Here is a 17,288-nt window from a genome sequence, read left to right on the forward strand (position 1 = left end):
TAAAAATTCAGAAAACTTTTTAGGTGATGTCAGAAAACCTAACATGATGTATTTTTGGGGGGTAAAATCAACGTATGCGATTTGCTCTAAAAATTGGTATAATATTCTTACAATTGGAAGTTTGGGGGATGCGTGTGAAAAAAATATGGACTAAGGAACTATTCATTTGTTTTTGTTTAGCTGTTATTTTGTTTGTACCAGTACATACTTTTGCGGAAGAAAAAAGGGAATGGCGAGATGAAGTTATATATTCCATTATGATTGATCGCTTTAATAACGGAGAATCGAAAAATGACAAACAGTTAGACGTTGGTAATTTAGAAGGGTATCAGGGCGGAGATATACGTGGGATTATAAAAAGATTGGACTACATAAAAGAAATGGGATTTACTACTATTATGCTTTCGCCGCTTTTTGAAAGTGAAAAGTATGACGGATTAAGCGTTCGAAATTTTCAAAAAGTAAATGAACATTTCGGAACAGAAAATGATGTGAAAGAACTTGTAAATGAGGCTCACAAAAAAGGAATGAAAGTTGTCTTTCAATTTCCGTATGAAGAAAATGAACAACAATTAATAGACTCGATGAAATGGTGGATAAAAGAAGTCGATTTAGACGGAAGTTATGTGATACATAGTGAAAAAAAGCCGCGTGCTTTTTGGGATGAAGTGCAAAAGGATTTGCAGAAGGTAAAGAAAGATTTTCACATTATGACAAAGGAAGATAATGAGTACTATAAAAAAATAGTAGAGTCATTTTCAAAAGCAGATATGTCTGTGAAACCTTTATATGATGTGAGTGGAAAAGAAGAGGAATTCGCTACGTTTTTAGATAATCAAGAAACAAAGCGATTTGCACGTATTGCAAAAGAAAATATGTATTACCCACCGTCTCGTTTAAAACTAGCGATCACTTACTTATTAACATCCCCGGGGATACCGAATTTTTATTATGGAACTGAAATCGCATTAGATGGGGGAGATGCTCCAGATAATAGACGATTAATGGATTTCAAATCTGATGAAAAGTTTATGCAGCACATAACGAAGCTAGGTGAACTTAGGCAAGCGAGACCATCTTTACGACGTGGTACGTTTGAACTTCTATATGATAAAGATGGAATGAGTATATTAAAACGAAAGTATAAAGATGAAGTAACACTAGTAGCGATTAATAATACGAAAGAGACGAAAAAGGTTTCCTTACCTGTAAGTGCAATTGGTGAAAAACAAGAGTTAAGAGGATTGTTAGAAGACGAAATTATAAGAGAAGAAAACGGAAAGTTTTATCTTGTTTTAAAGCGCGAAGAGTCGAATGTGTATAAAGTTAGCGAAGAAACAGGTGTGAATTGGTTGTTTATCTCCTTAATAGTCGGTGTGAACGTATTATTTATTGCTTTTTTAATTGCGGTTAAAAAGAAAAGATCCTCTGTATAGATAGAGGATCTTTTTTTCTTAGCGGTAGTTAATGAATTGTACGTCGATTGGTAAGTCGACGCTGCGAACGGCTGCGATTACTGCTTGTAAGTCATCACGGCTTTTCGCTGTTACGCGTACTTGGTCATCTTGTACTTGCGTTTTTACTTTTAATTTCATTTCTTTAATGATGTTGTTAATTTTTTTCGCGTTATCTTTATCGATACCTTGTTGCAGAGTTGCACGTTGGCGAACAGTATTACCAGATGCAGTTTCAACTTTTCCGTAGTCCAAGTTTTTAATTGGAACGTTACGTTTTACAAGTTTAGAAATTAGAACGTCTTTTACTTGGTCTAATTTGAACTCGTCCTCAGAAGTTAAAACAAGTACTTCTTTTTCTAATTTAATATCACTTTTACTACCTTTAAAGTCATATCGGTTTTGGATTTCCTTTAATGCGATGTTAATTGCGTTTGTTACTTCAGGTAATTCTACTTTCGAAACGATGTCAAAAGAACTCTCTTTTGCCATAGTTAGCACCTCCAAATAAATTTCTATCTTTTCATGCACCTAAATAGGCTATGTAATATACATATTAAAGTATAGCGGAAAATACATCGATTAGATAGAGTGTTGCAACTTAAGTGTTTTGACGGATCATCTGTAGGGGAATATAGTCCTATAGATACAGTCTTTATTTAATTATAGTGAATTTTGGGCAGTTGGACAAATAAAGGAAAAATCGTGTTATAATTAACTTTTGTTTGGAATGATAAAAAAGATAACTTTATATATATAGAAGGGAATTAAAAAATATGTATTTGCAATTAGGATCGATTGAACAGGTAACTGTTTTACGCGAAACGGAAATCGGATATATGGTTGGAAACGAAGAGGAAGAAATCTTCCTACATAAAAACGAATTAGCTGGAGAAATTGCAGAAGGCGATACGATTGATGTATTCTTATACCTTGATCACCAAAATCGTATTTCAGCAACAATGAAGGAACCAATTATTACAACGCATGATTGGAATTGGGTAAAGGTTGTAGAAGTTATTCCTAGTTTAGGTGTGTTTGTTGATATTGGTGTATCAAAAGATATACTAATTCCACTTGATGAGTTTCCAATTTATATGCCAGTATGGCCTCAGGAAGGCGACGAATTATATTGTACGTTAAAATTAACGAATCGTGATCGTTTAATTGCCCTTCCGGCAAGAGACAGTGATATGCAAGAAATTATCGTAGATGCAACGCCATCTATGCGTAATAAAAACGTAAATGGACGTGTGTATCGCTCACTTCAAGTTGGTTCGTTCATACTAACTGACGAGCATTTCCGTGCTTTCTTACACCATACAGAAAGAAAAGAACAAGTCCGTATTGGTGAGCGTGTAACGGGTCGTATTATTGACGTGAAAGACGACGGTACAATTAACATTTCACTTCTTCCTCGTAAAGAAGAAGGAATGGAAGATGATGCAGCAGTACTTTATGCATATATGGAAGAACGAGGCGGAGCAATGCCGTTTTGGGATAAGAGTAACCCAGAAGACATTAAAGAACGTTTCAATATGAGTAAGGCTGCATTTAAGCGTGCACTTGGTAAACTGATGAAAGAAGAAAAGATTTACCAAGAAGAAGGTTGGACTTACTTTAAGAAATAAGATAAATGAAAAAGAACTATTTTTTCTCTTAATTTTTAAGAGAAGAGATAATTCTTTTTTTATTATAAAGTACATAAAAAGTAAATAAGGTGTAATAAAATTCACAAAATCTGAAGATATACAAACGACTAGAATACGTTATGGTTTTTATTATAACAAGAAAGAAGAGTATTTCGAATAAAAAGAATATTAAAATGAGTTTTTGGGCTTTTATTTAACAAAGTTTCGAAAATAAACACTTTATAAAGGTTTCCTTTAAATATGATTATTGTGTTTCGAGGGTTTCCTTATAAATCTTAGCTATATATTTTACAAAATCAATGATGGGATAGTGTATGAGCGAGCGGTGCTGCGTAAAACGAACTCCTGATTTTTCCATTTTCGAAATGATTTGTTCAATTTCCAACTCTTTTTGTTGTATCCTATTATAATTTTGATATACAATGTTTTTCCATTGATAGGAAGAACCATGAAAATAACTCTCTCCTTTTACCCTGTGATTAAATATTATTTCTATTTTTTCTCTACGTTGTCTTTCCTTCATATACGATTCCGTTGACTGCATGGTTATCGCCTCTTTCCTTTTTATTATATACTGTTTCCGAAAATTCGGTCTAACTCATCATAGCCAATGTACAGTGATTTTGTTGGGGATTGTCGTTTAAGGCTATCTTATCAACTGTATATATTTTGCAATTTCTTAATCTAATATCTTATATCTAAATAAATTGTTAGTGTGTATAAAACGCCATTAATCTTTTAAGTTTTTGCTACCAATAACAAAATTAGAAAGTAGCGAAAACGGATGAAAGATAAATTGTTTATCAATCTTTATTATAAAACGATTCTTTATGGATATGCACCTTTTTATACTCACCAAGATTTACAATATGACGAGTATCTTCATCCATGAATGTTATCCTCTATTTGCTGAGGATAGTTTTTTTATTTAGGCTAAGCAACATATCGTATGCCTCAGAACCCTTTTTATAAAAAGGACAATATATGTAACGGTTTCCCTTTTGATATGAAAAAAATCATATAGAAATAAAGCGTTCTTAAAGTGGTTTGTTAAAAATTTGTTGTATTTGACTTAAAAAAAGGAAAGTAATATTTATTTGTAGAAAATTTTTAAGGATACAAATGAATGTAAAAATAGAATGACTATCTACGATAAAAAAGGGGGCACTTATATATGCTAACAAATGATTTAGATTTCCGATTAGAACCACGTTTAAAAGAACTGTATGAACAACATAAAATAAGAGCGCAGAAGATAGACTGGGGTTATCATGAGTTTTTACCATGGGATAAGGGAATGGACTTTAAAAGAGTTCCTTGGGATGAAAGTCAAGTTACTCTTCCTTCTGGTGTAATTACGGCTATTGAGACAGCTTTATTAACAGAAGTGAATTTACCATGGTTTACAACGTATTTATCGGCGACCTTTAAAGGATCCCTTTCTGTTATTACAGACTTTATTCATACTTGGACCTCAGAAGAGGATCAACATTCGAATTTATTGGAGACATATTTACTACTGACTCGAAGTGTGAACCCTAAACGAATACATGATTTAAGAAAGTCAGTCGTTGAGGGTGGATTTGAGCCTGATTTTCATACACCAATCGAAGCAATGACGTATACGACGCTACAAGAACTTGCAACACTGGTGTTTTATAATAACGTAGCTAAGGTTTCAAGTAAGCATGATCCAGATCTTGCTACATTATTACGTCGTCTCGCCAAAGATGAGACTCTTCATTATGCGTTTTATCGAGACGTCATTCGAACACATTTGGAATTAGAACCTAATTATTGCTATCATATTGCCAATGTGATTAAGAATTTTAAAATGCCAGGTGCCGTCATGCCTGATTTTGAAAATAGAATGGCTGTGATTGCAAAAGAAGCGAATTATGGACCACTACAATATTTTGATCAAGTACTTGATGTAGTGGTTGATTATTGGGGGTTAAAAGACTTACGACCAATTGCACCTTTAGCTGAAAAAGCAAGAATTGAGATTTTGGAATACCACACAAGATTGAAAAAAATACGGGATCGATTTGGTCGTTTTCAAGGGAAAACTGATCTACGTTGATGAGTAGAAATTTCTGAATATAAGCGTGGGAATCTGACACACTCCCTATTGTTTTTGGGGTGTTTTTTACTTAATTTAATTTTTGTCAAAAAAGTAGTTGACGATAAAAACAATTTTATGATATTATAAAATATTTGATAAAAAATCACATATATGTTAAGCTTGAGAAGGTTACCATATATGGAGGTGGATTATATGTTTCAAATTGGCGATAACATTGTTTATCCAATGCACGGAGCAGGTATAATTGAAGCCATAGAAGAAAAAGAATTCTCAGGAAAAAAACAACAGTATTATGTTATAAAAATGTCGATCAGTAATATGCAAGTCATGATTCCTATGGGGAAAATATTAAGTTCGAGTATACGCCCAGTTACTGATATACTTGCATTAAAACACATTATACAAATTTTCCAGCATGGAGAATCAGATAAATTATTGCCGTGGAAACAAAGGTATAAAGTGAACACGGACAAAATAAAAACGGGTGAAATACAAGAAGGTGCTGAAGTTGTACGTGATTTAATGCGTATGAAGAAAGAAAAGGCACTTAATACAAGCGAAAAAAAAATGTTGGATAACGCACATGAATTTTTGATTAGTGAACTAGGATTAATTAAAGGAATCACTGAAAATCAAATAAAAAGTTTCTGTTAAGATTCATTATAGATAATGTATTACATCCCCCGAAAATATCCTGAATTTTTCGGGAATATGATGATTATTAAAAGTAAATCATTTCAAAGACATTCAACTTCTTTAACTCACTTTTAGAGTAGGAACCTCTTTTGTTATTACTTCAATCTAATCCATTTTTATTTTTAAATTTCTTTTGCGAACGTTCGAAGTTTCATCAAATAACTCGATTAAATAGTCACTTGATTTTGCAATCCTGATTCACACTGGCACGGACAAGGAGCCGTAAGGATGAAAGAGAGGTAGGGCTTTCATTGTTTTAGGTAATATACTATCTAAGTCATTATTTCTAGAAGAAAAAACAATCAATCTCACCGCTATCTTTAAGAATTTCTTACATCTACTGAGACAGTGAATAGTAATTGTTTATCTTCTTTACGTAAAATTGATAAGCGAACTGGTAACACCATATGGTTAACTACAAAAAATGGTTTCCAGACCAGGAAACCACTTTTAATTTTATTTACATAACAATAGTAAATTAAGCAGTAAGAAGGAGTGCACACATGAAAAAAATGTTAACCAAAGAATTAAGTAAAGAATTAAAGAAGCGGGAAGGAGTCATTTCTATTACAGTTGAGCCTTATGAAAAAATCGAAGTTGGTGGAATTCGTGTAGATGGACCAGCTGTTATTCTAATTAATCAAGAATAGCTAAAAATTGTTGAATGCACGAAGAAAAGGATCAGCCTTTAAGAGAAGGGAGGATCCTTTTTGTTTGCTGCAGCTAATAGGGGATACACATAATTTTCATCTGATATGTTGGGGTTAATAGGAAGGAGAGGGTCGGGATTATAATAGTGGAAAGCTTAACATTGGTAGGATTTCTTTTCATGTTATATACATTAGTTGCTAAAAAAACAAACTAATTATTTAAATGGACAGATTTTTCTTTTTAAGGTCGGAATTTATTTTATAGTGAAATGGATAATTTAGATGGATGCAAGGAAAGAACGCATAAAATACGAGAAAATGTCAAAGAATTATGACTGTATTTATTTAGTTTCGTTTATCTTATTAATTGTGCTTGTTTGTAGTAGTGTGATTATCATAGGAGCTACAGGGGGGAAATATGGAGTGTTTTTATTGTTAACAATTTTACTTAACGCACGTATTACTAAAGAATCTCAAAAAATGTATGAGCACTATTCTAATAAAGGGCGTATTTAAAATGATACATATCTTGAAAGGAACAGCCTGGATGTACATTCAAAATATCCCTATATCATCACCTATTAACTAGTAAAAGTAACCTTATATAAATAATTTTTTAGCAATTTAGGAATAGAAAACGCACCTTATTAAAATGTTAGTTTCGTTTTTATAATGAATTATCCTTCTAGTATAGTTATAAGATTTATATCATATATTAAGAGGAAAAATGTAAGTTAGAAAGGAGTCCTATAGAATGAGTTTTTTAGAGACAAATGACTTTAGTGAACAAAATATGGTAAGTGTACCTAATCCCTACGTATATTAGACATTACAATCGGTAATTGGTAAACATGTGGTTATTGAAGCTGTAAGAGGTAATGTAAGAGGAAAGTTAAAGAATGTGAACCGGATCATTTGCTCATTGAAGATAAGGTGCCGCATATTGTACGTATTCAACAAATTGTATGGATTATGCCAAAACAATGATCAAATTACATCTAGTTTGATTTATAACCGATTGGCGTCATAGACGCCCAAATAAAAATACAGGGTTTTATCTCTGTGTTTCTTCAAATTTTCGTTTTTGAATATATGCTTGAGCATGAATGATTTCTTCCTGAAGTGCTTCTAATTCTTCCGTAGATCCTGATTCAATCCTCATATAAGTAGTAACTAAACTAATCATCATATCCATCTTCTCTACTATATTTTGAATGACCTGTTCAGATTGCTCTTTTTTAGGGTGCTGTATTGCTATTAATACATTTTCCATATAATTGTTCTTTCTTTGCTGGATATCATAAATAAACTGTTTTGTGTTTGAGTTCATTTGTTGTTCCTCCTTTTGGATATATTTTCATTCTATCATATTTGAATAGAAAATATTGGATTCCCCTAAATTCACACCTGTCTCGTATATCTCCACAAATATACAAACTAATTCCTTAACGTACAGGGAATAAATTGAAATACGTCAATTTAATGTCTAAATGTACAGTTTTCTTTTTTGGGTATGGTGCCCCCTAATAGCTTCAGTTGAATTTTGTATGCTTTTGTTACAAGAGATTAAGAAAGAATAGATGAGATATTGAAACGGAGGTACGGAAGTGCAAGATAATGTACTAGAACAATTAATAAACCGTCTTTCCGTAGTATGCCCTGAAAAAGAACGTGAAATATTAGCGGTGGATTTAAATGATATATATGAGAGTAGTGAAAGATTCGGAAAATTGCTTGAAAATATTATGAAATCTCAGCAAAATAAAGACGACTTAATAGATATATTAATTGAAGTAGAGATAGAACTAGATCACATCAATTGGCATTATAAAAGTCTGAAGAAAAAGCACGACCTTATTTGAAAAAATAAGATCGTGCTTTTTTTTAGTTCTCTTTCCCAAAAAGATGAGAAAATGTATCTTTCAAGTCACTATCGTTTATTTTAATATCCGCCTTTTTTAATTCATCTTGTAATAATTTTTGACCGAAGGAAGGGTCGGCAAGACGTTCTTCTTCTAAGTCTTTACGTATAGAGTCTTTCACTTTATCGTAAGGTTGTAAATCTTTTTTATCAGTTAGTTTAATAATGTGATAGCCGTTTGGTGATTTTACGGGATTGCTAATTTGGCCGGGCTTTAATTTGTAGGCAGCTTTTTCAAATTCAGGTGTCATTTTGCCTGCCCCGAAGTATCCGAGGTCTCCGCCATTATCTTTTGATGCTAAATCTTGAGATTCTTGTTTTGCTAATTCTTCAAATGAAGTGCCGGTATCTAATTTCTTCTTTATCTCTTTCGCTTCATTTTCGTTACTTACTAAAATGTGACTAGCTTTAATTTCTGGCTTATAGTGGTCTTTCACATCTTTTTCTGTAACGCTTTGTTTAATCGCTTCATTCAATGCAAGTTTGAATTTAATTTGATTTTTGAAATCTTCTTCATCTTTTAAACGATTATTTTCTAGTGTTGCTTTGAATTGTTCTCCGTATTGATCTTTTGCTTTTTCTACTTCTTTATCTACTGCATCATCAGATACTTTATATTTTTTAGTAATAACATCTTGTGCTACCATTTCGTATAGCGTGTCTTTTCCGTATCGATCTTTCAATTGTTTTTCGAAATCGCTCTTCGTAATGGTTGAGTTTGTTGTTGTAGCGATTGTGGCCGAGTCATTTTTTTGTCCGCAAGCAGATAGTATTAATATACTTATTAGTGCAGTGATAATGAATGTACTTTTTCCTTTCATGCTAACACCTCATCCGAATATGTTATCGCTATTGTAGAATATAGAAGTGAACATGAAGTGAATTTTTAATGTTTTTTCCCTGTAAAATGTAAAAAAAGTACATCAACATTAAAGTTGATGTACGATGTAATCAAAGGTGATCGGTTTTCTTAGAATATGCACGTTTTCCTTGCTGAATATTTTTTTGCTCTTGTTCATTTTTTTGAGTGCGCTTTGCATTATTGTCGCGTGCTTTTTTGTCGTTATCGCTAGTATGTGGCATATGTATCAACTCCATTTCTAAACGTTGTATGTTTATCATTTCCTTTTTCGTAAAGACTATGTATAGCGGTGCATTCATGAATACTAAAGGTGGATTAGAAATGGATTTGAAGCTGAATTATACTGAACTTATTAAGAAGTTAGTCGTTGTAATTATTGCGGGTTTATTAAATGCGATTGGGATGAATTTATTTTTAACACCAGCGAAAGTGTATGCGAGTGGTTTTGCTGGATTGTCTCAATTATTGTCACAAATATTAGGTGACTTTTTATCTATTCATATATCTACGGGGGTATTGTTTAGTTTGTTTAATATTCCTGTCGTTATTTTAGCGTGGAAAAAGGTTGGGAAGGCCTTTACATTTTTTAGTTTTCTTTGTGTTGTATTTATGACTTTGTTTTTAGAAATTATCCCAGTTAGAGCGGTTTCGCACGATATTATATTGAATGCGATTTTTGGTGGTATTATTTCAGCGATTGGGGTAGGGGTTGCTTTAAAGTGGGGGGCTTCTACAGGTGGTCTAGATATTATTGCTATGATTTTATCAAAAATAAAAGATAAGCCTGTCGGCACGTATTTTTTCTTCTTTAATGCACTTATCATTATCGCTGCTGGCTACGTATATGGATGGGAAAAGGCATTATATACTTTAGTCACTTTGTATGTATCAACGAGAATTATTGATGCGATTCATACCCGTCATGTGAAGATTACGGCATTAATTGTTACAAAGAACGGGGCAGATGTGCGAAAAGCGATTCACTCTCGCTTAGTGAGAGGGATTACAACTATACCAGCAACAGGTGCTTATACAAATGAAAATAAAGAAATGTTAATGATTGTTATTACTCGTTATGAGTTGTACGAATTAGAGAGGGTTATTAAACAAGTGGACCCAGGTGCATTTACAAATATACTGCAAACGGTCGGTGTGTTTGGATTGTTTAGAAAAGATTAAAGAGGACCAAAGCTGGTCCTCCTTTTTTAATGCGAATTCGTAATGTTTTGCAATTGCTCCTGCATTTCACGTAGCTGAACTTTTTCAGCAGTTGAAGAGTTTGCATAAGCAGAGTGCAAAGAGTTTTTTGCTCTATAAACGAGTTCCTGTTGTTCAGCGCCACTTGAACAAGAAACGGCACTTGAAACAGCGTCTCTAGCTTGTTGGAATAGTAAGTTCCCCATTTAAACCCCTCCAAATGAAGAGTTACTTCTCGCTTTTTCTGCCTCAGCTAATGTACCTCTGTACGGGAATCTTGCATCATGCTTCATAACAGCATCGGCTCCTTGCTGGATAAAACGTTTTGATTTGTTCTTTTTACCCATTCGAAAAACCCCCTTTATTTAGCTGAAAACAATTGACGCGCTGACTTTTGCGTCTAATAATAGTATGAGCGTTTGGCGAGAAACTATAAGCAGGGAATTTTTAGATTACAATCCAAGAACCTCTTCTAAATATAGAGCGATACCATCTTCTTCATTCGTTAATGTCGTATGATTTGCAAGTGATTTTAATTCAGGAATCGCATTACCCATTGCGATTCCATGACCAGCAAATTCGATCATTTCAAAGTCGTTATCCTCATCACCAAAAGCGATAATTCGCTCTTTAGGAATATTATAATGGCCTGAAATTTTTTGTAATCCGACAGCTTTATTTAATCCGCTTTTTACAATTTCAATAATTGGCCAAGGCGCACCCCATTTTCTATGGTCGATGACTTCAGCATGCATATCTGTTAAATGTTGGCGAATTGCAGCAGAATGCTCGTCATGTGCATCGATTAATAAGCAAGTTGGATGGTCGTTTAAAATATTTAATAAATCTCCTGTGAAAATCCTTGGAGAACCGAATTCAAAAATATGTTTTTTATCTTCATCAATTTCACGGACATACACATCATCGATGACTTCAGCATAGACATTTTTCACGCCGAAATCAAAGCAAGCTCGGACGATTTCTTGCGCTGTTGAAAGTTCAAGAGGAGAGTGATGTGTTCCCCAACTTGAATCAAGAGGGTGATGCACGTAAGCCCCATTAAAGTTTACGATTGGTGTGTTAAGGCTAAGTTCTTTATAATAATCGTAACTAGCGCGGAATGGACGCCCTGTTGAAATAACGACAATATGTCCTTGTTCTTTTGCTTTTGCAATTGTGTTTTTCGTTCTTGGAGAAATTATTTTGTTGTCTGTTAATAAAGTTCCGTCTAAGTCTAATGCGATTAAATGTTGTTTGTTCATAATTTCACCTCTTATAATAAATTTTTTGATTCTATCTGTATTTCCGTTTTTAATATGCAGAAATAAGAGGTTAGACTGGGTGAAACTACTGTAGATGAAAGTTTCACTATATATCCATCTTACGTCGCGAAGCGCTGTGGTGTCTACTATTTCTCGTTGGAAATTAGGGAAAGTCAATATCTTTTTAGAAAGTTCAAACAATGTTTCTTTCATTATGTACAATTTGTGAAAAGGGTTACATTGTTTGAATGATGCGACTTATAATGAACATGTAATCTTCTCGTATATGTTTGACTCTCCTTTGAAACTGGCCTAAAGTAGGTTGGTTTCTTTTTTTTCAACAAATATGCCAATAATTCCTGCTTAAGCTTGTGTAATTATATATATGTACATGGGTAAACGGTAGTACTTGTTTCCTAAACATGGCAGAAAAGCTTTCTTTTAAAATGGATATACTAATGAGGCAAGACGTCATGGAAGGAGAATGGAAATGGGGCAAAATCGCAGGTTTCGTTCAGGGCAAAAGGCGCCAAATGATGGCATTTACGTAGAAATTGGTGAAACGGGAAGTATGGTGAAAAATCCGCAAATGGTACAATTAACTGCCGGTGAAAAGTTTCCAGAGAACGCAAATCATAACCGTCAGTGGACATATAAAAGAAAACCGTAACAGAAGCCGCAATCGTTATTGCGGCTTTTTTGATTAGGAAAATGAATGTTACTTTTTTCTTTTTCCAATAATAAGTTTGAACTACATAAGCAAAATTATTGTATAAAAAAGTCAGTTGGCGTATAATCAAATCAAAGGTCAAAGAAAGTCAAACATTTGGAGGGCTGTAAAGATGGTCTTAAATCAAATGACAACGAAAACACAGGAAGCGATTATGAGTGCTCAATCTTTAGCGGTATCTCATCATCATCAAGAAGTAGATACTGTTCATCTATTGCTTACGTTATTAGAGCAGCAAGACGGATTAACGGTACGTATTTTTCAAAAAATGAATGTCGATATAGAAGCGTTAAAAACAGATGTAGAAAGTTTAATTAAGAAAAAGCCTTCTGTAACTGGAAGCGGGGCAGAGGCAGGGAAATTATATGTAACAGGTGCTTTGCAACAACTGCTTGTAAGAGCAGGAAAAGAAGCGGAGAAATTGCAAGATGACTACATTTCAATCGAACATGTATTGCTTGCTTTTTCTGAAGAAAAAGGCGATATAAATCAATTATTCGCAAAATTTTATATTACGAAAGATAACTTATTACAGTCTTTAATGACAGTTCGGGGGAATCAAAGAGTGACTAGTCAAAATCCAGAAGCAACTTATGAAGCGTTAGAAAAATATGGCCGTGATTTAGTGGCTGAAGTAAGAGCGGGGAAAATTGATCCTGTAATTGGCAGAGATAGTGAAATTCGCCGCGTGATCCGCATTCTTTCACGCAAAACGAAAAATAACCCCGTTTTAATCGGAGAGCCAGGTGTTGGTAAAACAGCAATCGTTGAAGGATTAGCGCAGCGTATTGTGAAAAAAGATGTCCCAGAAGGATTAAAAGATAGAACAATTTTCGCTTTAGATATGAGTGCACTTGTGGCCGGAGCAAAATTCCGCGGTGAGTTTGAAGAACGTCTGCAAGCTGTATTAAATGAAATTAAAAAGAGTGAAGGTCGCATTTTATTATTCATTGATGAACTTCATACAATCGTCGGCGCTGGTAAAACAGAAGGAGCGATGGATGCGGGAAATATGTTAAAACCAATGCTAGCGCGTGGTGAACTGCATTGTATCGGGGCAACGACATTAGATGAATACCGTAAATATATTGAGAAAGATCCAGCGTTAGAAAGACGTTTCCAACAAGTGTTAGCAGAAGAGCCAACTGTTGAGGATACAATTTCCATTTTACGTGGTTTAAAAGAGCGTTTTGAAATTTATCACGGCGTAAATATTCATGACCGCGCGATTGTAGCAGCATCTGTTTTATCAGATCGATACATTTCGGATCGCTTCTTACCTGATAAAGCGATTGATCTAGTTGATGAAGCTTGTGCAACAATTCGAACAGAAATTGATTCTATGCCAACAGAACTAGATGAAGTAACGCGCCGCATTATGCAGCTGGAAATTGAAGAAGCTGCTCTTGGGAAAGAAAAGGACTTAGGTAGTCAAGAGCGCCTAAAAACATTGCAACGTGAATTATCGGATTTAAAAGAAGTTGCAAGTAGTATGAGAGCGAAATGGGAGAAAGAAAAAGAAGACATTCATAAAGTGCGTGACTTACGTGAACATTTAGAGCGCTTGCGCCGTGAGTTAGAAGAAGCAGAAGGAAATTATGATTTAAATAAAGCAGCTGAGCTTCGCCACGGGAAAATTCCAGCTATCGAAAAAGAGTTAAAAGAAGCGGAAGAGATGGGTGCACATAATAAACAAGAGAATCGCTTATTACGCGAGGAAGTAAGTGAAGAAGAAATTGCAGACATTGTTTCAAGGTGGACTGGTATTCCTGTCGCAAAACTCGTTGAAGGTGAACGTGAGAAATTATTACGTCTTGAACAAATTTTATCAGAGCGTGTTATCGGTCAAGAGGAAGCGGTAAGCCTTGTATCAGACGCAGTACTTCGTGCTCGCGCTGGCATTAAAGATCCGAATCGTCCAATTGGTTCATTTATTTTCTTAGGCCCTACAGGTGTTGGTAAAACTGAGCTTGCAAAAACGTTAGCGCAAACACTATTTGACAGTGAAGAGCAAATGATTCGTATCGATATGTCTGAGTATATGGAGAAACACGCAGTGTCACGCTTAATTGGAGCGCCTCCTGGATATGTTGGATATGAAGAAGGTGGACAATTAACAGAAGCAGTAAGACGTAAACCATATTCTGTTATTTTGTTAGATGAAATCGAAAAAGCACATCCAGAAGTATTCAACATTTTATTACAAATGTTAGACGATGGCCGCATTACAGATTCACAAGGACGTACAGTAGACTTTAAAAATACGGTTATTATTATGACTTCAAATATTGGATCTGCTCACTTATTAGAAGGGCTAGAAGAAGATGGTTCTATTAAAGAAGAGTCAAGAGAACTTGTAATGGGACAATTAAGAGGACATTTCCGACCAGAATTCTTAAACCGTGTCGATGAAATTATTTTATTCAAACCTCTGACAAGGAATGAAATTAAAGGTATTGTTGATAAGATTGTACAAGAATTACAAGGGCGTTTAGCAGATCGCCACATATCATTAGAATTGACGGAATCTGCAAAAGAATTTGTTGTAGAAGCTGGATTCGATCCGATGTACGGAGCTCGTCCGTTAAAACGATACGTACAGCGTCAAGTTGAGACGAAATTAGCGAGAGAATTAATTGCAGGAGTGATTACTGACAATAGTCACGTAGTGGTTGATGTAGAAAATAACGAATTAGTCGTGCGTGTGAAGTAAAAAAAGAGTTCGGATAAAATCCGGACTCTTTTTTTAGTGTTGTTCTACTGGCTCGTTTGGAATCGCAGCTGCAATCGCTAATACTAATACCGCAAGAACAACTGAGAAAATAGACGCTTGGTTAAAATCGTATGTACCGCCAGTCATAGAGCCGATTACATAGCTCATCATATGTACAAGTGCGAACGACCAAATTAATGCCCAAATGAAACGCATATTTTACACCTCTATTCGTTCAATCTGTCCTTATTGTAACACAATTGAAAAAAGAATATAGAAAAATATTTGTAGATTTTTCAACGCAAATTTGCATTCTGTTCATACATTATAAAAGAGTACTTTTATACGTTTAGAAAATAAGGCGGGGGAAAAATGAGTATTACGGAACGTTTTTTTTACTTAGAAAAAGAACCATGTGTAATTTATTTACCGGAAAAGCCAAATGGATTTTCTGTTATGCTCCTAGGAGATTATAACTATTTTATTGAGAATGGTACAAGTTTATGGACACAGCATGCAGGGAGAGCTTATTTTTTACAGGGCCTTATTGAAAAAGGCTATACGGTCTTTTCATCTAACTTATACGGAAGGCATTGGGGGAACGATCGAGCTGTTCGTCTTGCAAAACGTTTGTATGATGTCGTTCTAAGAAAAGAGACATTGAATGCGAAAATGCACATTATGGCAGATGGTATGGGAGCGCTTGTAGCACTGGAGATGATGAACAAATACCCTGAATGTATACGTTCTGTCGTTATGTTAAATCCGTGTTTAGATTTACCAGAATATGTGGATTTTGAGAAAGAGCATAAGTTTTTTTACAAAAGATTAGTGAAGGAATTAAGTTTGGCGTATGATTCCAAAGAAGAAGAATTAGAATCAAAAATAAATAAGAAATCATTTGCGCTTCTGCCGTCTTGTGTACCTGTTAAAGTTTTTGTTTCAACACAGGAAAAAAGAGGAAGAAAACAATTGTTACGTAAATACGAGAAAATGAGGCAATTCAATCAATGCGATACTTCTGTTTTATTCCATCTGCAAGATGTGAAATATAAAATGGTTAGACAAACGACTGATTTCTTTAAAAAATATGAAGAAGAATTGTGAAGCTCCCATATACATAAATGAGGAGCTATTTGTTTCAAGGGGAAAGGGTTGGTGGTATGAAACGCGTGCTGATTATAGGTGCACTTACGTTTGTAGGTTATCACCTTGTGAATAAAATGATTGCAGAAGAAGTAGAAGTATATGGTCTTGATTTTGATGAATTTGATAGTATGACAAAAATTAATGAAGAGAAATTATTGTTGATTGGGCGGAATGCGTTATTTACGTACTATTCTATAAGGGATGAAAACGGATGGCGATCGGTAGAGGAAGAGAGTTTCGATACAGTTTATTTTTGCTTGTATGAGCCGAATCAGCAAAGTGGATTTCGGAATGAAAGGGTCATATTACAATATTTAAAACGAATCGTAAGGATGTGTGAAAAAAATAAAGTGAAGTTAAATCTAATTTCTTCTATTGAAATAGGAAGCACTGAAGAATCCGAAAACAAACATCTATTTTCGAAAGTGGAAGAAGGGTTGAAAAAAGGCGAATTACAATATAGTGCATATCGAGTTCCTACATTATATGGGCCGTGGCAACCGTCGTTTATGATGTATCATCAGCTTATTTTATCAGAACTTGATGAAAAAGAGTGCCGTTGTATAAATGGAGAAAAAGGAAGTGATTTACTTTACGTTGAAGATCTATGTGAATATTTATGGGAAAATGGAATGAATGTAAAACACCTCGGTATATATATTTTACTTAGTGGAAAAGAAGAGTTATGGGAAAAGGGTATGAGTCTTTTACATGCAGATGATAAAGTAAATAACAAAAATGTGGAAGTAAGAGATGAAGCTGTAGAGGTTATTTCTATTCAAAAAAATACACCAGTAGAATTCGGTTTAAATAAACAATTGGCACATATGAAAAAATATAAAGAGTTATACGAAGGGTAGCATGCGTGTTACACTATTGTATGGATAATTGATTGAAAAGCTTTAATGGAGAGGAA

21 protein-coding genes and 1 pseudogene are annotated in these 17,288 nt (G+C 34.3%); 13 read left to right on the forward strand and 9 right to left on the reverse strand.

Features of this window, described 5'->3' with window-relative positions; all coding sequences use genetic code 11:
- Nucleotides 1-74: 74 nt before the first annotated feature.
- The gene (locus JFU54_RS21960) at nt 75-1,436 is read left to right on the forward strand and encodes an alpha-amylase family glycosyl hydrolase (protein WP_002140815.1); all 1,362 of its coding nucleotides are present in this window, start codon (nt 75-77) and stop codon (nt 1,434-1,436) included.
- A gap of 18 nt (nt 1,437-1,454) precedes the next feature.
- Here JFU54_RS21960 and JFU54_RS21965 read toward each other — a convergent pair whose 3' ends face one another.
- Nucleotides 1,455-1,946 carry a YajQ family cyclic di-GMP-binding protein gene (locus tag JFU54_RS21965; protein ID WP_002011241.1) on the reverse strand — a complete coding sequence of 164 codons (492 nt, stop codon included), beginning with the start codon at nt 1,944-1,946 and terminating at the stop codon, nt 1,455-1,457.
- A gap of 284 nt (nt 1,947-2,230) precedes the next feature.
- On the opposite strand from JFU54_RS21965, the gene JFU54_RS21970 reads away from it, so the two are divergent.
- On the forward strand, nt 2,231-3,085 hold the full coding sequence (locus JFU54_RS21970) for a CvfB family protein (RefSeq protein WP_002011240.1): 855 nt from the start codon (nt 2,231-2,233) through the stop codon (nt 3,083-3,085).
- Between the two features lie 265 nt (nt 3,086-3,350).
- On the opposite strand, the gene JFU54_RS21975 is transcribed toward JFU54_RS21970, so the two are convergent.
- Nucleotides 3,351-3,650, reverse strand: coding sequence for a hypothetical protein (locus JFU54_RS21975; protein WP_201066387.1), 300 nt, complete (start codon nt 3,648-3,650; stop codon nt 3,351-3,353).
- Nucleotides 3,651-4,280: 630 nt separating this feature from the next.
- On the opposite strand from JFU54_RS21975, the gene JFU54_RS21980 reads away from it, so the two are divergent.
- From JFU54_RS21980 to JFU54_RS22000, 5 genes and pseudogenes are all read left to right on the forward strand, one after another.
- Nucleotides 4,281-5,189 (forward strand): acyl-ACP desaturase, encoded by a 909-nt coding sequence (locus tag JFU54_RS21980; protein WP_002030281.1) that lies wholly within the window; start codon nt 4,281-4,283, stop codon nt 5,187-5,189.
- Nucleotides 5,190-5,384: 195 nt separating this feature from the next.
- Nucleotides 5,385-5,846, forward strand: a complete 462-nt coding sequence (locus JFU54_RS21985) for a CarD family transcriptional regulator (RefSeq protein ID WP_002166152.1) — start codon at nt 5,385-5,387, stop codon at nt 5,844-5,846.
- Nucleotides 5,847-6,391: 545 nt separating this feature from the next.
- The gene (locus JFU54_RS21990) at nt 6,392-6,538 is read left to right on the forward strand and encodes a BC1881 family protein (RefSeq protein WP_002011296.1); all 147 of its coding nucleotides are present in this window, start codon (nt 6,392-6,394) and stop codon (nt 6,536-6,538) included.
- A gap of 282 nt (nt 6,539-6,820) precedes the next feature.
- Nucleotides 6,821-7,054, forward strand: coding sequence for a hypothetical protein (locus tag JFU54_RS21995; RefSeq protein WP_002166151.1), 234 nt, complete (start codon nt 6,821-6,823; stop codon nt 7,052-7,054).
- Between the two features lie 238 nt (nt 7,055-7,292).
- A pseudogene (locus JFU54_RS22000) lies at nt 7,293-7,525 on the forward strand (YuzF family protein).
- Between the two features lie 67 nt (nt 7,526-7,592).
- On the opposite strand, the gene JFU54_RS22005 reads toward JFU54_RS22000, so the two are convergent.
- Nucleotides 7,593-7,868, reverse strand: coding sequence for a hypothetical protein (locus tag JFU54_RS22005; protein ID WP_002166150.1), 276 nt, complete (start codon nt 7,866-7,868; stop codon nt 7,593-7,595).
- 277 nt (nt 7,869-8,145) lie between these two features.
- Between JFU54_RS22005 and JFU54_RS22010 the strand changes: the two genes are divergently transcribed.
- Nucleotides 8,146-8,400, forward strand: coding sequence for a hypothetical protein (locus JFU54_RS22010; protein ID WP_201066389.1), 255 nt, complete (start codon nt 8,146-8,148; stop codon nt 8,398-8,400).
- A gap of 22 nt (nt 8,401-8,422) precedes the next feature.
- On the opposite strand, the gene prsA is transcribed toward JFU54_RS22010, so the two are convergent.
- Entirely contained in the window at nt 8,423-9,280 is an 858-nt protein-coding gene (prsA, locus tag JFU54_RS22015; protein ID WP_201066397.1) for a peptidylprolyl isomerase PrsA, read from the reverse strand.
- A 130-nt stretch (nt 9,281-9,410) separates the two neighbouring features.
- Nucleotides 9,411-9,542 carry a DUF3941 domain-containing protein gene (locus JFU54_RS22020; protein WP_001120851.1) on the reverse strand — a complete coding sequence of 44 codons (132 nt, stop codon included), beginning with the start codon at nt 9,540-9,542 and terminating at the stop codon, nt 9,411-9,413.
- A 100-nt stretch (nt 9,543-9,642) separates the two neighbouring features.
- Between JFU54_RS22020 and JFU54_RS22025 the strand changes: the two genes are divergently transcribed.
- Nucleotides 9,643-10,500: a YitT family protein gene (locus JFU54_RS22025; RefSeq protein WP_002125914.1), complete on the forward strand. Its 858-nt coding sequence runs from the start codon at nt 9,643-9,645 to the stop codon at nt 10,498-10,500.
- A gap of 26 nt (nt 10,501-10,526) precedes the next feature.
- Here the strand turns inward: JFU54_RS22025 and JFU54_RS22030 are convergent, their stop codons facing one another.
- The 3 genes from JFU54_RS22030 to JFU54_RS22040 form a co-directional block, all read right to left on the reverse strand.
- Nucleotides 10,527-10,724 carry a DUF3813 domain-containing protein gene (locus tag JFU54_RS22030; RefSeq protein ID WP_002011309.1) on the reverse strand — a complete coding sequence of 66 codons (198 nt, stop codon included), beginning with the start codon at nt 10,722-10,724 and terminating at the stop codon, nt 10,527-10,529.
- Nucleotides 10,725-10,865, reverse strand: coding sequence for a hypothetical protein (locus tag JFU54_RS22035; RefSeq protein WP_000516816.1), 141 nt, complete (start codon nt 10,863-10,865; stop codon nt 10,725-10,727).
- Nucleotides 10,866-10,970: 105 nt separating this feature from the next.
- Nucleotides 10,971-11,780: a Cof-type HAD-IIB family hydrolase gene (locus JFU54_RS22040; RefSeq protein WP_002011310.1), complete on the reverse strand. Its 810-nt coding sequence runs from the start codon at nt 11,778-11,780 to the stop codon at nt 10,971-10,973.
- A gap of 490 nt (nt 11,781-12,270) precedes the next feature.
- Here JFU54_RS22040 and JFU54_RS22045 point away from each other — a divergent pair, with 490 nt between their 5' ends.
- Entirely contained in the window at nt 12,271-12,450 is a 180-nt protein-coding gene (locus JFU54_RS22045; RefSeq protein ID WP_002086997.1) for a YjzC family protein, read from the forward strand.
- A 172-nt stretch (nt 12,451-12,622) separates the two neighbouring features.
- On the forward strand, nt 12,623-15,223 hold the full coding sequence (gene clpB / locus JFU54_RS22050; RefSeq protein WP_201066405.1) for an ATP-dependent chaperone ClpB: 2,601 nt from the start codon (nt 12,623-12,625) through the stop codon (nt 15,221-15,223).
- A 33-nt stretch (nt 15,224-15,256) separates the two neighbouring features.
- On the opposite strand, the gene JFU54_RS22055 is transcribed toward clpB, so the two are convergent.
- On the reverse strand, nt 15,257-15,439 hold the full coding sequence (locus tag JFU54_RS22055; protein ID WP_001211111.1) for a YjzD family protein: 183 nt from the start codon (nt 15,437-15,439) through the stop codon (nt 15,257-15,259).
- A 156-nt stretch (nt 15,440-15,595) separates the two neighbouring features.
- Here JFU54_RS22055 and JFU54_RS22060 point away from each other — a divergent pair, with 156 nt between their 5' ends.
- Both JFU54_RS22060 and JFU54_RS22065 read left to right on the forward strand, forming a co-directional pair.
- Entirely contained in the window at nt 15,596-16,330 is a 735-nt protein-coding gene (locus JFU54_RS22060; protein WP_002030268.1) for a lipase family protein, read from the forward strand.
- Nucleotides 16,331-16,359: 29 nt separating this feature from the next.
- Nucleotides 16,360-17,232, forward strand: coding sequence for an NAD-dependent epimerase/dehydratase family protein (locus JFU54_RS22065; RefSeq protein ID WP_201066408.1), 873 nt, complete (start codon nt 16,360-16,362; stop codon nt 17,230-17,232).
- The last annotated feature ends 56 nt before the right edge of the window (nt 17,233-17,288 follow it).

Origin of the sequence: Bacillus sp. TH19 (assembly GCF_016651075.1) — a bacterium.
Taxonomy (GTDB): domain Bacteria; phylum Bacillota; class Bacilli; order Bacillales; family Bacillaceae_G; genus Bacillus_A; species Bacillus_A mycoides.

Bases quoted from the DNA above. Each gene is read 5' to 3' on its own strand.
- JFU54_RS22045 (WP_002086997.1), top strand. From the start codon at position 12,271: ATGGGGCAAAATCGCAGGTTTCGTTCAGGGCAAAAGGCGCCAAATGAT.
- JFU54_RS21970 (WP_002011240.1), top strand. From the start codon at position 2,231: ATGTATTTGCAATTAGGATCGATTGAACAGGTAACTGTTTTACGCGAA.
- JFU54_RS22035 (WP_000516816.1), bottom strand. From the start codon at position 10,865: ATGGGTAAAAAGAACAAATCAAAACGTTTTATCCAGCAAGGAGCCGAT.
- JFU54_RS22005 (WP_002166150.1), bottom strand. From the start codon at position 7,868: ATGAACTCAAACACAAAACAGTTTATTTATGATATCCAGCAAAGAAAG.
- JFU54_RS22060 (WP_002030268.1), top strand. From the start codon at position 15,596: ATGAGTATTACGGAACGTTTTTTTTACTTAGAAAAAGAACCATGTGTA.
- JFU54_RS21990 (WP_002011296.1), top strand. From the start codon at position 6,392: ATGAAAAAAATGTTAACCAAAGAATTAAGTAAAGAATTAAAGAAGCGG.
- JFU54_RS21995 (WP_002166151.1), top strand. From the start codon at position 6,821: ATGGATGCAAGGAAAGAACGCATAAAATACGAGAAAATGTCAAAGAAT.
- JFU54_RS22040 (WP_002011310.1), bottom strand. From the start codon at position 11,780: ATGAACAAACAACATTTAATCGCATTAGACTTAGACGGAACTTTATTA.
- JFU54_RS21960 (WP_002140815.1), top strand. From the start codon at position 75: ATGCGATTTGCTCTAAAAATTGGTATAATATTCTTACAATTGGAAGTT.
- JFU54_RS21985 (WP_002166152.1), top strand. From the start codon at position 5,385: ATGTTTCAAATTGGCGATAACATTGTTTATCCAATGCACGGAGCAGGT.
- JFU54_RS22020 (WP_001120851.1), bottom strand. From the start codon at position 9,542: ATGCCACATACTAGCGATAACGACAAAAAAGCACGCGACAATAATGCA.
- JFU54_RS21975 (WP_201066387.1), bottom strand. From the start codon at position 3,650: ATGCAGTCAACGGAATCGTATATGAAGGAAAGACAACGTAGAGAAAAA.
- clpB (WP_201066405.1), top strand. From the start codon at position 12,623: ATGGTCTTAAATCAAATGACAACGAAAACACAGGAAGCGATTATGAGT.
- JFU54_RS22030 (WP_002011309.1), bottom strand. From the start codon at position 10,724: ATGGGGAACTTACTATTCCAACAAGCTAGAGACGCTGTTTCAAGTGCC.
- JFU54_RS21980 (WP_002030281.1), top strand. From the start codon at position 4,281: ATGCTAACAAATGATTTAGATTTCCGATTAGAACCACGTTTAAAAGAA.
- JFU54_RS22055 (WP_001211111.1), bottom strand. From the start codon at position 15,439: ATGCGTTTCATTTGGGCATTAATTTGGTCGTTCGCACTTGTACATATG.
- JFU54_RS21965 (WP_002011241.1), bottom strand. From the start codon at position 1,946: ATGGCAAAAGAGAGTTCTTTTGACATCGTTTCGAAAGTAGAATTACCT.
- prsA (WP_201066397.1), bottom strand. From the start codon at position 9,280: ATGAAAGGAAAAAGTACATTCATTATCACTGCACTAATAAGTATATTA.
- JFU54_RS22025 (WP_002125914.1), top strand. From the start codon at position 9,643: ATGGATTTGAAGCTGAATTATACTGAACTTATTAAGAAGTTAGTCGTT.